The following is a 13,050-nucleotide window of genomic DNA, read 5'->3' on the forward strand; positions in this document are numbered from 1 at the left end:
AAAAACGGGTTAATTTGTAGTAGTACCATATGTAGGCCTTTATCAATAAAGTCACATATATTCAATGGGTTACACTTTTATTTTTAAACGCTAAAAATAGTAAGGATTTGTTTACGGGGTATGAGTAATAAAAAAGATAAATATTCGTTAGAATGGTAATAGTTAGAGTACGAAGGGTATTTTAAATAAGCAAACGAAACCATTTCACATGTTTAATTAGTGTACTAATTAAAAAAGTAGCAGTGTGTAATGGCTATAAGAGGAGGGGTTAAGGTTAAAAAAGGCGTGTAAATTAGGCGCTATTAATAACGCCTTTAAATAATAGTGGGTAGCGTCTAAGGCGATTACCTATGTAATCATCGGCTAAGATTTGTTGGCATATAAAATTAACATCGTTACTGGCCTCAAACACCCAGTCAAAGCGTTCAATAGCCAGCAAAAAACCGCGTTTAAGGTGAGTCTGTTCGCGGTATTCATTTAGGTTTCGACGGATTATCTCCAGCTTTTCTGGGTGCGCTTGCAGCTCAGTAATTACCTGGTTTATAAACGTGGTGGTTTGCTTGTTTGTGGTGCGTTTACGAATGCGTCTTGGCTGCATTATTCCTCATTAGCAATGTTGTATAGTTTTTTTAAAAAGTCGTCTTTATGTTTGTCATGCTCATAATCTAGGTAATAAGCATTATGAAACCCGAAGCGCAATAATACGCCGCTACCTTCTAAGTAAATAGTGTAGCCGTCAATGTCAGAGTAAGCCGTAACACCTTGATAATGTTTACCAATATCATTTTGTTTACCGCGCTGCTGAATACGTTCGTATACAGAGAGGATCTGCTTGTTATCGAGTTCGTTTTTCATCATTAACCCTTTATTGTTTAAACCTATTACGTTTTATATATGAGGGTCGATCACCGTAAAAACAATGGCTAAAAAGCGCTAAAATAATCTTGCTATTAACTGGTTTTACCTTATGCTCAAGCCTCATTTTTTGTTGAGCTTACACCATGATAGACAAGGCTTTACTCCTTAAAACTCGCGAACTGTCAGAGCAATTAATTGCTTTACAAACACCCATTAGAATACTCGATGCTATTAACTGGGATAAACAAATCAAAGAGGCGTTTTTTAGGCAAAAGTGCCAAAAAAATCCGCTAATCGATAGCGCCTATTACCAGCAACGAGATTTAGGATTTGTCCCCAGTGAATTACGCCAAGCGTTTTCTAACTTGCATCGCAATATTATTAACCAGTTAGGTCAGCTAAATCCTATTTCTCAATACATGGGTAAAATGTGTAGTGAGTATAAAACGGTGCTCAGTATGCTTGAGTATAGAGGAACGCCTGAGTTTCATGATTTGTCAGTAGAGCTTTTTGGTCACCCAAAAGATTTATTTCATGCAGGTGAACCTTCACTGTTCGAACTTGCCAATATGCTAGAAAAACCACTGCAAAACTTATTAATAGCCGATATTTTGCCTGATGATCCTAAAAATATTAATGCAAGTGATGCCGTGCGTATTTTATCTGAGCAAGTAAATAGCAGTATGGCGGGTATTAATGTAGAGGTTATGCTTAGCGATGGGATTGTCAGTGATGCTGCTGCAGGTGCAAATAACATTAAGCTAAATCAAGATGTTAAATTCTCCCAGCGTGAGCTCGATATTTTAGAAGTGCACGAAGGGTGGATACACGTAGGTACAACGCAAAACGGGCTAGCTCAGCCTTATTTAACCTGTTTAAGTAAAGGGACGCCAAGCTCAACAGTGACTCAAGAAGGCTTAGCTGTTTTAACGGAAATAATTACCCTTAAATCAACGCCTAGGCGTTTATCAAAGTTAGTAAATCGTATTCAAGCAGTTACTAAAGTGATTGATGGCGCAGAGTTTGTTGATATATACCGTGACTACTTAGCGCAAGGGCTTTCAAAAGATGAAAGCTATACGTTAGCACAACGTGTTTTTAGGGGCAGCACGGCAACAGGCTTACCTTTTACTAAGGATATTGCTTACATTAAAGGATTTGTGCTGGTATATAACTTAATTCGTGTTGCTATACAGCTTGGGCGCATTGATCAGCTGCCATTATTGTTGGTCGGAAAAATATCGATTGATGATTTTAGACTTATATCGCAATTACATAGTTTAGGTGTAATAGAAAGCCCAAAATTTGTACCACCACATTTTAAAGATTTACGAGGTTTAGCAACGTGGCTAAGCTTTGGCAGATTTATAGGTGACTTATCGTTTGAACAGTTAGAAAACGACTATAAACCACTATTTTTGTAATTAGTAGCGCAGGTTGCTTTTATTAGAGCCTACTTTGCTGATCAAAAAGGTAAACAAGCCCCAGTTATTTAACGCAATAAAAAAACGCAGTTGGAATGAGCAACTGCGTTGAAATGTATAGGTACAAGCCAGCGTACCTATAGCGAGGAACTTATTTTCTTAACCTGTTAATACTTGGCTGTGCATTTGCTCGTTTAATACAACGACCTCAGCACGTTTAAAAAAGTTAAAGTCGGTTGCTGTAGCAAGTGTGTAGGCACCCATCATACGGCTAATAATTAAATCGCCATTGTTTAGTTTTGGCAGCATAATTGAATCACTTATTACATCTATACTGTCGCATGTTGGGCCTGCAAGTACCGACTCAAAACGCTCGCTATCTTGTTTTGCACTATCGATAGGGTAGGCTGCTTCATCAAACATTAAACCGCTAAAAGAGCCATAAACGCCATCATCTAAGTAGTACCATGTTTTACCTTCGCGCGTGGCTTGTCCCATTACAGAGGCAACACTGGTTACACTACTCGCTACAATAAAACGGCCAGGTTCAGCAATAATTTGCATTGTTTCCGGTAATTGTGCCAACGCGATATTAATAGGCGCACAAAATACATCAATTGGTAGCACATCTGCGCTGTACGGCACAGGAAACCCACCACCAATATCGAGCGTACTAAGTGCTGGTAAGCCTAACTCAGCCACCTGTTTAATCACTTTTGCAGATGCATTTATCGCTTCAACGTATTTAGTTGGGTTAGGTGATTGCGAGCCAACATGAAACGATAACCCTTTAATACGAATACCAAGTTGCTGGGCAAGGCTAATAATGTCGATTGCCGCCTCTGGGCTGCAGCCAAACTTTTTAGACAAATCAGCAAATGCATCTTTATTACGAAAGCTTAAACGCACTAAAATTTCGGCTTGATCTTTATAGGCAATAAATTTTTCAAGCTCGTTAATGTTATCCACCACAAACACTGTACAGCCGTAGGCAAGTGCGTCGCGAATGTCACTGTCGCGCTTTATTGGGTGCGTGTGAATTGTACGCTCGCTTGGTACGCCTTGGCTTGCTACTAAGTCAACTTCGCCACTGGTTGCTAAATCAAAGCTTGCGCCTTCATCTAACAAAGTGCGCACAACAGCAGCATGCGGTAAAGGCTTTAAAGCAAAATGTAACACAACGCCAGGCAATGCACGTTTAAGTGCACGGTATTGACGACGTATAGCGTCGCAGTCAAGCATCATTAGAGGTGCGCCAAATTGTGAAGCAAGTTGTTCAATGTGGGCAATACTCGGTTGCGCGTAACTAATTGCTTGATTTGCAGCAACCGCTGCTGCAGGTACTTTAGTTACGGTGTCTTGTTGTTGTGTTGATAAAGCCATTTTATTTTCCGAGTCAATTAAGCAACTGCTCGGGTATGGTGTATCCACGAGTCAGTTGAGTGAGATCAATAGTGCAAACGCACAGTCAAATTCACTCTTGGATAGTTGCTCTATCGCCTTGCTACAAACGGGGTTTGTAATGTACTCGGATTGGCTATCATCAAGAAGCGGCGAGATAATAATGTAGGTTTTTATTCAGCGCAATAAAAATTTTAAATAAATTTAAAATAATTTATTTGTTATTAAAATCATTAATTTATATTGATTTGTGGTGTTTATCTTGACGATTGATTTTACTCATCAGAGGTTAAGTATACGTGCTCTTGAGAGTAAGCAAGCATCATAGCGCTAGATGTATCAGCACTATAGGCTTGTTGTAAACTTTTTTGTAAGCGGTCGTAAATTTCGGGGGTGTTCATTAAAATATTGATGGTTTTTATTACTTTTTCGCCAAGCTCTGACTTACTACATGCAAAGTAGCCATTAACAAATTCTGGAAATTCAGCTATTTCACGGCTATATATTTGTTTTAGTTGCTCATTGGTGAGTGCACCAAGTACGTTAACCTCGTAATCAACAATCATGTCTATTCTATTATGGATGAGAAGTTGAGGCAGTTGAGAGCTGGTATCTTCTGAGCTTATCGCTGCAATTTGCTCATTATACTTTGTTAAAACAGGCTCAAGTTTTTGGTAACTCGTTCCTGAGTCAACGGCAAGGGTAAAATCTTTTTCTAGTAGTTGAGCAACAGAGACTCGTTCAGGAAAGTTTTGTAAGGTGCGTTTAAATGCGTATATTTTTCGTTGCTCGTAAATAGTTGTTGGTATATTTGAGAACAAAATATGTTTTTCACGCTCGGGTGTTTTTATTATATCGTAGCTGCATACTGCTTCATTACCCATAAGCCGCTTGATTAAACGTGCTTGGTTGGTCCACTGCAATTTAGTATTAATTGTATGATTGAGCAGGCTTTCGAACGTTTTATCTGAGTTTAAAAAGCCATCAGTAGACGCATTCGCTCTAGAGAGTAATGTAAGTGGTTCATTTGCATGGCTCAATGATGATATAAGCAGTACATGCAAGATAATCAAAAATTTAGTAAATACAGGCATAAAACTTAGTGTAAATGTTCTAAATATTTTTGTCATAAAAAAAAGCCCAAACGGGCTTTTTTTAAGTTAAAACATTAAGGCATGTTTTATTTTTAACGCGCGTTAGTGCTTTCAAAGATTTTATCAGCAGAGGCTGCAACAAACCCCGTGTAAAGCTCGCCATCGGCTTTAGGGTATCTAATGGCAAACTCATAAAAACAGCTAGGGATGCGCAGGTCACCGTCGCTAAAGGTGACAGCATACTCATCTGCAAGGGTTGATGATTGCTCTAATAACACCTCTGGTGAGCCTTTTACTTCGCCGCCTGATGTATTTAGGGCAAAGCCTGCATCTTTAAGTGCTTGGTTAACATCCTGAATATTATCAAACTTAGCAAGCATATTAATATTTACAGTAAAGTGGTTTGCACGATAGCCCCATGCCGACATCCACGCTGCGTACTCACTTTCAGCGAGTAACTGCTTGTAAGTATCGCTACTTACTTGCCAATGGGTACCTGAGTATAAAAAGTTATCGGCAGTTACTGCGTTTTCATCTATTTGCTCTACCATATCTGACACAATGGCTTGTAACTCTGGTGAACACTTTTCAACTAATAGCTCTGAAATAAATACTTTAGGTTGCTTAGGGTCGCTATGCTCGTAGTGTTTAGCATAGAGCTTTTTAGCTTCAAAGTGGTATTCACCACACTCTGTATAACCAAGTGCTAAAAAGTGCGCGGCTAGTTTTTCTAGGCCTACTTTTTCAATATTAAAGGTCCGCAGCGCAATATGGTCGTTAATAATGTCATCTTTTTGCGTTGAGCCTAATAAATCATGAATTTTATCTGCCGAGGGGGTAACGGCTAAATAGTTATCCCATAGGTTTTCAAATAATGTATTTACGTTAGTGTGCATGTTAAATCCTTAAATTGGGTTATTCACTTATTCAATTACTAAGCCTGGCGCTAAAGTTTGTGGCAGGTTTACCTTATCGGCCTCAACTGATGCTACAGGGTAGGCACAATAATCAGCGGCATAATACGCACTTGCTCTGTGGTTACCACTTGCGCCTATGCCACCAAACGGTGCTGCACTAGAGGCACCTGTAATAGGGCGGTTCCAATTGACGATGCCGGCACGAATGCGCTTTAAAAAGTGGCTGTAATCATCTTCGTTATCGCCAAGTAAGCCTGCTGATAAACCAAAGCTGGTGTTATTAGCCTCTGCTATTGCGCTGTCAAAGTCGTTGTAGCGATACACTTTAATGAGCGGGCCAAAGTGTTCTTCATCGTCCATGTTGGTAATGTTAGTTACATCAATAATACCTGGGCTTACAAACCCAGTGCCTGCTTTTAGCTGCTTAAGCTCAACAAGTATTTCGCCACCACTTGCAACTAATTCATTTTGCGCTGCAACCATGCCTAAGGCGGCTTTTTCGCTGATCATGGCACCCATAAATGGTTGATCGCCAGCAAAGCTGTCATCAACAACAATGTTTTTAGTTGCGCTAATCAGTTTTTCTAAAATAGCATCGCCATTGAGCGATTTTTCAATAAACACGCGGCGTGCACAAGTACAGCGCTGGCCAGAAGTAATAAAGCCCGATTGAATAATATCGTGCACTGCAGCGCTTACATCGGCTACATTTTTAACGATTAAAGGGTTATTACCGCCCATTTCAAGCGCTAATATTTTACCTGGGTGGCCTGCAAACTGTTTATGTAATAAATGGCCGGTGTTTGAGCTGCCGGTAAAAAATAAGCCGTCTATGTTTTGATGCGAAGCAAGAGCTTTACCTGTTTCTACTTCACCTTGCACTAGGTTAATAACACCTGCTGGTAAGCCTGCTTTTAACCAAAGTGATAAAGTAAATTCAGCAACGTGAGGGGTTAGCTCAGACGGTTTAAATACCACGGTGTTACCCGCTAAAATAGCAGGGACTATATGACCATTAGGTAAATGCCCAGGAAAGTTATACGGGCCAAATATAGCCACAACGCCGTGTGGTTTATGGCGTATAAAGGCTTTTGCACCCGGCATTGGGTTTTCAGTGGTGCCGGTACGCTCGTTGTACGCTTTAATCGAAATGGCCACTTTACCTGTCATAGCGCCTACTTCTGTGCGTGTTTCCCAAAGAGGCTTGCCAGTTTCGCGCGCTATAATGGCTGCAAATTCTTCGCTGTGCTCTTTTAATTGTGCTACAAAGTTTTCAAGTATGGTTATACGCGACTCAATAGGCGTATCTGCCCATTGTACTTGTGCGGCTCTAGCTGCATTGATTGCAGCATCTACTTGCTCAGCTGTTGCGCCATTACCTTGCCATACAACTTTGCCGTTACTCGGATTAACAGAGCTAAAAGCGGGGCCTTGGCCTGTATGCCATTGGTTATTTATAAGGTGTGTGTTCATATTTGTTTTACAGGCGGAAAAAACGCGCTGCATCTCCTTGGGATAAATTAAGGGCATCAGCCACTTCTTGGCTTATTACTAATGTGTGTTTAGCGTGGTTATAATGGGCGTGTTGGGTAAAGGTTGCTCTAAACCCACCTACACCTTGATTGCAAACGGCTAAAGTATCTGAGCTGTGCTGGCTAATATGTTCCAGCTCGCCAATTGTAATAGGGCATACTTGAGACTCACGAATACTGCGAATATTACCAAGCTTGGCTTCTACCGTTGGGCCTGCATCAAACAAATCAACATAGCCACGGTGCTCAAAACCTTCTTTTTCGAGCAGTTTAAGTGCGGGTTTAGTTTTTTCATGCACGTTGCCAATCACTGCTTGGGCTTTTTTACTGAGTAAGTTTACGTAAATAGGGTATTTAGGCATTAACTCACTAATAAACACTTTATCGCCAAGCCCCACTAAATGATCGGCCTTGGGAAACTCAATACTAAAAAAGTGCTCTTGCAGCCACTGCCAAAACGGTGAATGACCATCTTCGTCGCTTACACCGCGCATTTCAGCAATCACGGTATCGGCAAAGCGTTCGCTGTGCTGCGCCATAAATAAAAAGCGTGAGCGTGATAAAAAGCGCCCGGTTAAGCCTTTACGGCTGTTTTCGCGCAAAAACAAAGTACATATTTCAGAGCATCCGGTGTAATCGTTACACATGCTTAAAATATCAACGGTGTTATAAACATTAAGTGTAGGCGAGTGGTGTACTGTTTTACCTAAATGGTAATGATAAAGCGGCACCGATAAGCCAACAGCGGCTTCTATGGCGGTTGTGCCAATAACCTCACCTGTTTCGCTATCTTCTAAAACAAATAAGTAGCTTTCATCGAGTGGCTGATTGATATTTTTAGCAAAGCTTTTTTCGGCGCGGTCTATTTTGTCTTTTAATAGCTGGTCGTCCACCGGAAGTGAGGTAAACCCATGGCCCGATTCAATCGCAATTTGCTTAAGTGCAGCAAAGTCTTCAGTGGTAATAGGACGTAATACTTGCATTTATTACTTGCTCCAACAGCGCGCCCTAAGGCGCGCTTAATTAAATTAGCCGTTTACTACGTCGCTTACTGCTTTTTCAAAGCGTGCTAGGCCTTCTTTAATATCTTCAAATGGAATAACTAAAGAAGGGGTAAAACGAATAACATTCATGCCTGCAACAAGGTTCATTAAACCATTGTTAGCACTGGCAACTAAAAAGTCACGTGCGCGGCCTTCAAATTTATCGTTTAATACCGCACCAATAAGTAAACCTTTACCACGTACTTCGCTAAATACGTTGTATTTTTCGTTAATTGCGTTTAAGCCATCGCGAAATAGTTGTCCACGCTCTTTAACGCCGTTGAGTACATCCGGTGTGTTTACGGTGTCAAATGCAGCTTCTGCTACTGCACAAGCTAGTGGGTTACCACCGTACGTAGAGCCATGCGTACCTACTTTTAAGTGCTCTGCGATATGAGTACGAGTGATCATAGCGCCAATAGGAAAACCACCGCCTAACGCTTTAGCTGTCGTTAAAATATCGGGCACTACACCTAAACCTTCGTAAGCGTATAAATCGCCAGTGCGGCCAACGCCTGTTTGTACTTCATCAAAAATTAGCAGTGCATTGTGCTTAGTACATAACTCGCGTACTTTTTTAGCAAATTCGTCGGTAGGTGAAATAATGCCGCCTTCACCTTGTAGTGGCTCCATCATTACGGCACATGTTTTATCACTGATGAGTGCTTCAAATGCTGCAATGTCGTTGTAATCACAATGCATAATGTCGCCAGGTTTAGGGCCAAAGCCATCAGAGTAAGCAGCTTGTCCGCCCACCGTTACAGTAAAAAATGTACGGCCGTGAAACCCTTTGTTAAAGGCAATAATTTGTGATTTTTCTTCGCCGTGTTCGTCAAGTGCAAAACGACGCGCAAGCTTAAGGGCCGCTTCGTTGGCTTCTGCGCCTGAGTTTGCAAAATACACTTTATCAGCAAATGTCGCTTCAACCATTTTTTGTGCTAAACGCAGGGCAGGTTCGTTAGTCATTACATTTGATAAGTGCCAAATTTTCTCGCCTTGCTCTTTTAAAGCAGATACAAGCGCTGGGTGACAGTGGCCTAAACAATTAACGGCAATACCGCCTGCAAAATCAATAAACTCATTGTTATTTTGATCCCACACACGTGAGCCTTCGCCGCGTACAGGAATAACTGCCGACGGATTGTAGTTTGGCACCATTACATCGTTAAATAAGTCTCTTGTTACTTGCATTATGTACACCTAAAAATTGTGAATATTGAATAAAGATTAGCAAAATAAAAACGTTAGCGTTTTCTCAGCTAGGTAATTTTTGTTATTAAGCACTATTATCGAAGGTTGTAGGTTAAATTTGCAGTGCTATTTTGTGAAAAATGATTACAATAAAAGTCAAAATAACGAAATTAATAAGCAATATGATAACTCCACAAGACGAAAAGCTACTTTCAATTTTAAAAACCAATGCAAGAGCCAGTATTTCTGACTTGGCACGCATGCTTAATTTATCGCGCTCTACCGTGCAAAGCCGTATGTTAAAACTTGAAGAAACAGGAGTTATAAAAGGCTATAGCGTAGATTACGGTGAAGACTATTTGACCAGTATGGTCTCGGCTCATGTATCTATAAAGGTGATGCAAAAACTTACCACTAAAACCAATTTAGAACTTAAACAGATTGATGCTATTTCCCAGCTTTATGCCATTAGTGGGGAGTTTGATTTAATTGCTGTAGTGCAAGCGCAAAACTTAGAAAAGCTAAGCCATTTACTTGATGATATAGGTAATTTAGATGGGGTAGAGCGCACAACATCGTCAGTGATTTTAGAAACAAAATTTAAGCGTTAAAGTATAGTGTTACTGAAGCGAAAGGTTACCTATTGATTTAACTTAATATTTAATTTTATCGAAGTTAGGTATTTCGGCAAAGCCTTACTATACTTATTGTAATTAACACAATTATTTAGCAATGGATTATGCCCACAACGTTATTTTTTGCACTTTTAACTTTAACTGAACCCTTAAAATTAGGTACCAATGTATCGCTTACAACACCAGATAATGCGGTTAACCAAGTGCAATGTATTTTACACAATATGGACATGCCATTTGAGTTGCAATCGTTACCTTGGCTGAGGGCTCGTCGCGAGGTAAAACAAGATAGGTTGGATGGGTATTTTACAACGCATTTAACCTCTGAGATGAGCCAGTATGGTAAGTTGTCATCACCTATTTACCTAGAAAATTGGTACTGGTTTACTCATCCCGATAGCGTTAATAAAGACCCCAAAAAATTACGTTATGGCGTGGTCCATGGCAGTTATCAGGCTAATTGGTTTAAAACGCAAAATATTACCTCGCTGCTTGAAGTAAACTCGCTAGAAGAAATAGTAAACGTACTTCATCATCATAGAGTAGACAAAGTATTACTTGATTTAGATGATTTTAATAATGCTGCCGATCACTTAGGTATTGACGCATCTGCCTATCCGCGCTCATTTTATCGTTATGTGCCTCTAGGGGTTTTTGCTGCTAATAAGCTTATTAATTCGCACCCTTCTTTTTTAGAAAAATTCGATGAAACGATTCCTCAATGTGCCCCTGCACCGTTTTATTTATCACAGGGCGAACAAGTACAAATACTAAATACATTGTTAGAGCCAATAAAGGCGTTAATTTCACAGCCCATAATTACCGATGCCGCAGCGCAAAGTAACCATATAAAGCTGACTAACAAAGCGCTTAAACTCGCTGACGATCATTGGATAAAAGAAGTTAAAACACATCAACATGATTTAGCTAAAAATATGCTATTTACTGATGCTTCCTTATATTTAAAACAATGGCAAAGGCAGTTCAAAGGCATAATTACCGAAATTATAGTGACAGATAAGCAAGGTAAAAATGTGGCTATAAGCAAAATCACCAGTGATTATTGGCAAGGGGATGAGAATAAATTTAGCCTCGTATACCAGCAGTCTTTAGCGTATCGCTTTGACAGTGTTGAATATGATGCTTCAACACATCATTTTCAGGTGCAATTAAGTCTACCGATAAAAAATGCCAAGGGCGATCATATTGGCGTTATTATTTTGGGAGTTGATGTAGAAAAAGCGCTGCACTCATTTAATAACAACGCATTAAATTAATAGCGTGAGCAGCGTTTTATTCAAGCCCACGTGTATAGCAAAATTTTGTGTAAATATTGTATAGCTATTTATTTACAGCAGCCTTTGGCGCTTGTCTGATTACGGTTTTTTGTGCTTCGTTTAATTTAATAACGTAAGCATTTCCTCCTACCAGCCCTTTAAATTCTTCATCGGTAAAAATAAGCGTATTATCGTCATAAAAGGTGATCGCTTCTTTTTGCGTAACAATACCTAAATCGATTCGAGACACATCACCAGAAAAAAACTTGTCGCCTTTAAAGTTTTCGAACAGCCAAATGCTTGTAGAATCAAGTAACACAAGTTTAGTCCTGTCAGGGCTAAGAGCAGCGGATGTGATCCAACAGAGTTTTTCTAAAGTTGTGCATGTTTTAAATGAATCAATCAACTGTGCATCAAAATTGGCTGCATGATCGCCCACTTTATAAACATTGGTTATGCCGTCGAAAGGTTCTGTTCTATTTTTGGTAAATAAATATAAATGGCGTTTGTATTCTACGAAGGCCTCTAAATCAAAGTTGCGTTTATTAGGCGTAATGGGAGTGCCGTCCATTTCAGGATAGGTAAACTTAATAATTTCGGCTTCGGTGGTCTCTGTTTTTATGTCTATTGGGTTTTCTATTTTATAGATAGTTAACCACTTTCTGTCGTTTTTATTATTGCCAAAATCACCTAAGAAAAAATGACCAAATTTATTTTGCGTCATGTCTTCCCAGTCTATATTTTTAGCATTCGTAACAAGGATTTCTTTTTCAATAGCGCCATCTTCGCCCAGGCGATAAAGTTTTGGGTCGTCACCGCCATCATTAATCGCCCACAAACGCTTTTTTTTATCAAACTCAATGCCTGAAATTTCTTTTAATTTAGGGTCTACTGATAATTGCTTTTTACTAAAAAGGGTATATACAGAAAGGCTTACAAAGGAGGCAAGTGCAATAAATACAATTACCGTAGTAAATAAAATGCTTTTTTTCAACATGAAATTTTTGGTATTTCAGAGACGTAAGATGCTGTGTATTATTACTTAAGCACACTGATAACGAAAGAATTTTATAGGTTAGTGTGAACCTTTATACGATTTTTTGCTCAATATATTAATAATGAAAAATGATTAAGTTGGTTTAATACTTGCTGTACATTAGTTTGTCATTAATAAGCGAAAATTTTTTATTGTAATCGCACCTTATATGTGCAGCTAAAAACTTTTTTGCACTGTAATAATGCGTAAATAAAAATTTGTTTAAATTACCCGCGTTTAATGATGTTTAAATGCACCCCACATCGCCCTTTAAAGTGTTGTATCGGCCCTGTGGCAAAGATTAAGTACCCATTTTGGTTTAGTTGGAGCCTACTATGTTGAATAAACGTTTTTTCAAAACAAAAAATGAAGCTGAAGTTACCTTTGAGTTTACCCACCCTGATGCAGAGCAAGTAAGTTTACTTGGCGAATTTACCGATTGGCAGCCGGTGCCTATGAAGCTTAATAAAAAAGAAGGGGTATTTAAATGTAAGCAACGCTTGCCAGTTGATCAGCAGTTTCATTTTCGTTATTTAATTAATGGTGATATTTGGGATAACGACCACCAAGCAGATGACTACCTACCTAATACATTTGGCACAGAAAATAGCATAGTGAATACTCAACGCATAAATTAAGGCG

General features: G+C 39.4%; 13 protein-coding genes. 4 read left to right on the forward strand and 9 right to left on the reverse strand.

The window, feature by feature from the left end; genetic code table 11:
• Positions 1 to 292: 292 nt before the first annotated feature.
• Both VOI46_RS18100 and VOI46_RS18105 read right to left on the reverse strand, forming a co-directional pair.
• Positions 293 to 598 (reverse strand): hypothetical protein, encoded by a 306-nt coding sequence (locus tag VOI46_RS18100; RefSeq protein WP_004586449.1) that lies wholly within the window; start codon positions 596 to 598, stop codon positions 293 to 295.
• Positions 598 to 855 carry a DUF3081 family protein gene (locus tag VOI46_RS18105; protein ID WP_004586448.1) on the reverse strand — a complete coding sequence of 86 codons (258 nt, stop codon included), beginning with the start codon at positions 853 to 855 and terminating at the stop codon, positions 598 to 600. The genes VOI46_RS18100 and VOI46_RS18105 overlap by 1 nt, the downstream gene beginning before the upstream one ends.
• A 146-nt stretch (positions 856 to 1,001) precedes the next feature.
• On the opposite strand from VOI46_RS18105, the gene VOI46_RS18110 reads away from it, so the two are divergent.
• A complete protein-coding gene (locus tag VOI46_RS18110) occupies positions 1,002 to 2,282 on the forward strand; it encodes a flavohemoglobin expression-modulating QEGLA motif protein (RefSeq protein ID WP_256846284.1) in 1,281 nt (426 codons plus the stop codon).
• A gap of 159 nt (positions 2,283 to 2,441) precedes the next feature.
• Here the strand turns inward: VOI46_RS18110 and VOI46_RS18115 are convergent, their stop codons facing one another.
• The 6 genes from VOI46_RS18115 to VOI46_RS18140 all read right to left on the reverse strand — a co-directional run bounded on the left by VOI46_RS18115 (position 2,442) and on the right by VOI46_RS18140 (position 9,460).
• Positions 2,442 to 3,665: a type III PLP-dependent enzyme gene (locus VOI46_RS18115; protein WP_004586446.1), complete on the reverse strand. Its 1,224-nt coding sequence runs from the start codon at positions 3,663 to 3,665 to the stop codon at positions 2,442 to 2,444.
• A 293-nt stretch (positions 3,666 to 3,958) separates the two neighbouring features.
• Entirely contained in the window at positions 3,959 to 4,813 is an 855-nt protein-coding gene (locus tag VOI46_RS18120) for a transporter substrate-binding domain-containing protein (RefSeq protein ID WP_004586445.1), read from the reverse strand.
• A 56-nt stretch (positions 4,814 to 4,869) separates the two neighbouring features.
• Entirely contained in the window at positions 4,870 to 5,673 is an 804-nt protein-coding gene (locus VOI46_RS18125) for a DUF1338 domain-containing protein (RefSeq protein WP_004586444.1), read from the reverse strand.
• Between the two features lie 27 nt (positions 5,674 to 5,700).
• Positions 5,701 to 7,167, reverse strand: a complete 1,467-nt coding sequence (astD, locus tag VOI46_RS18130; protein WP_282337372.1) for a succinylglutamate-semialdehyde dehydrogenase — start codon at positions 7,165 to 7,167, stop codon at positions 5,701 to 5,703.
• A gap of 7 nt (positions 7,168 to 7,174) precedes the next feature.
• Positions 7,175 to 8,209: an arginine N-succinyltransferase gene (astA, locus tag VOI46_RS18135; RefSeq protein ID WP_004586442.1), complete on the reverse strand. Its 1,035-nt coding sequence runs from the start codon at positions 8,207 to 8,209 to the stop codon at positions 7,175 to 7,177.
• Positions 8,210 to 8,254: 45 nt separating this feature from the next.
• Positions 8,255 to 9,460, reverse strand: a complete 1,206-nt coding sequence (locus VOI46_RS18140) for an aspartate aminotransferase family protein (protein ID WP_004586441.1) — start codon at positions 9,458 to 9,460, stop codon at positions 8,255 to 8,257.
• 182 nt (positions 9,461 to 9,642) lie between these two features.
• On the opposite strand from VOI46_RS18140, the gene VOI46_RS18145 reads away from it, so the two are divergent.
• Together VOI46_RS18145 and VOI46_RS18150 are read left to right on the forward strand one after the other, a co-directional pair.
• The gene (locus tag VOI46_RS18145) at positions 9,643 to 10,071 is read left to right on the forward strand and encodes an Lrp/AsnC family transcriptional regulator (protein WP_004586440.1); all 429 of its coding nucleotides are present in this window, start codon (positions 9,643 to 9,645) and stop codon (positions 10,069 to 10,071) included.
• Between the two features lie 128 nt (positions 10,072 to 10,199).
• Positions 10,200 to 11,372 (forward strand): hypothetical protein, encoded by a 1,173-nt coding sequence (locus VOI46_RS18150; RefSeq protein WP_004586439.1) that lies wholly within the window; start codon positions 10,200 to 10,202, stop codon positions 11,370 to 11,372.
• A gap of 64 nt (positions 11,373 to 11,436) precedes the next feature.
• Here VOI46_RS18150 and VOI46_RS18155 read toward each other — a convergent pair whose 3' ends face one another.
• Complete coding sequence (locus VOI46_RS18155; RefSeq protein ID WP_004586438.1) at positions 11,437 to 12,369, reverse strand: hypothetical protein; 933 nt, start codon at positions 12,367 to 12,369, stop codon at positions 11,437 to 11,439.
• Positions 12,370 to 12,743: 374 nt separating this feature from the next.
• On the opposite strand from VOI46_RS18155, the gene VOI46_RS18160 reads away from it, so the two are divergent.
• Positions 12,744 to 13,046, forward strand: coding sequence for an isoamylase early set domain-containing protein (locus VOI46_RS18160; RefSeq protein ID WP_004586437.1), 303 nt, complete (start codon positions 12,744 to 12,746; stop codon positions 13,044 to 13,046).
• Positions 13,047 to 13,050: the final 4 nt, after the last annotated feature.

Origin of the sequence: Pseudoalteromonas sp. CuT4-3, from assembly GCF_035666335.1 — a bacterium.
GTDB lineage: Bacteria > Pseudomonadota > Gammaproteobacteria > Enterobacterales > Alteromonadaceae > Pseudoalteromonas > Pseudoalteromonas atlantica.

Bases quoted from the DNA above. Each gene is read 5' to 3' on its own strand.
- VOI46_RS18100 (WP_004586449.1), bottom strand. From the start codon at position 598: ATGCAGCCAAGACGCATTCGTAAACGCACCACAAACAAGCAAACCACC.
- VOI46_RS18105 (WP_004586448.1), bottom strand. From the start codon at position 855: ATGAAAAACGAACTCGATAACAAGCAGATCCTCTCTGTATACGAACGT.
- VOI46_RS18110 (WP_256846284.1), top strand. From the start codon at position 1,002: ATGATAGACAAGGCTTTACTCCTTAAAACTCGCGAACTGTCAGAGCAA.
- VOI46_RS18115 (WP_004586446.1), bottom strand. From the start codon at position 3,665: ATGGCTTTATCAACACAACAACAAGACACCGTAACTAAAGTACCTGCA.
- VOI46_RS18120 (WP_004586445.1), bottom strand. From the start codon at position 4,813: ATGACAAAAATATTTAGAACATTTACACTAAGTTTTATGCCTGTATTT.
- VOI46_RS18125 (WP_004586444.1), bottom strand. From the start codon at position 5,673: ATGCACACTAACGTAAATACATTATTTGAAAACCTATGGGATAACTAT.
- astD (WP_282337372.1), bottom strand. From the start codon at position 7,167: ATGAACACACACCTTATAAATAACCAATGGCATACAGGCCAAGGCCCC.
- astA (WP_004586442.1), bottom strand. From the start codon at position 8,209: ATGCAAGTATTACGTCCTATTACCACTGAAGACTTTGCTGCACTTAAG.
- VOI46_RS18140 (WP_004586441.1), bottom strand. From the start codon at position 9,460: ATGCAAGTAACAAGAGACTTATTTAACGATGTAATGGTGCCAAACTAC.
- VOI46_RS18145 (WP_004586440.1), top strand. From the start codon at position 9,643: ATGATAACTCCACAAGACGAAAAGCTACTTTCAATTTTAAAAACCAAT.
- VOI46_RS18150 (WP_004586439.1), top strand. From the start codon at position 10,200: ATGCCCACAACGTTATTTTTTGCACTTTTAACTTTAACTGAACCCTTA.
- VOI46_RS18155 (WP_004586438.1), bottom strand. From the start codon at position 12,369: ATGTTGAAAAAAAGCATTTTATTTACTACGGTAATTGTATTTATTGCA.
- VOI46_RS18160 (WP_004586437.1), top strand. From the start codon at position 12,744: ATGTTGAATAAACGTTTTTTCAAAACAAAAAATGAAGCTGAAGTTACC.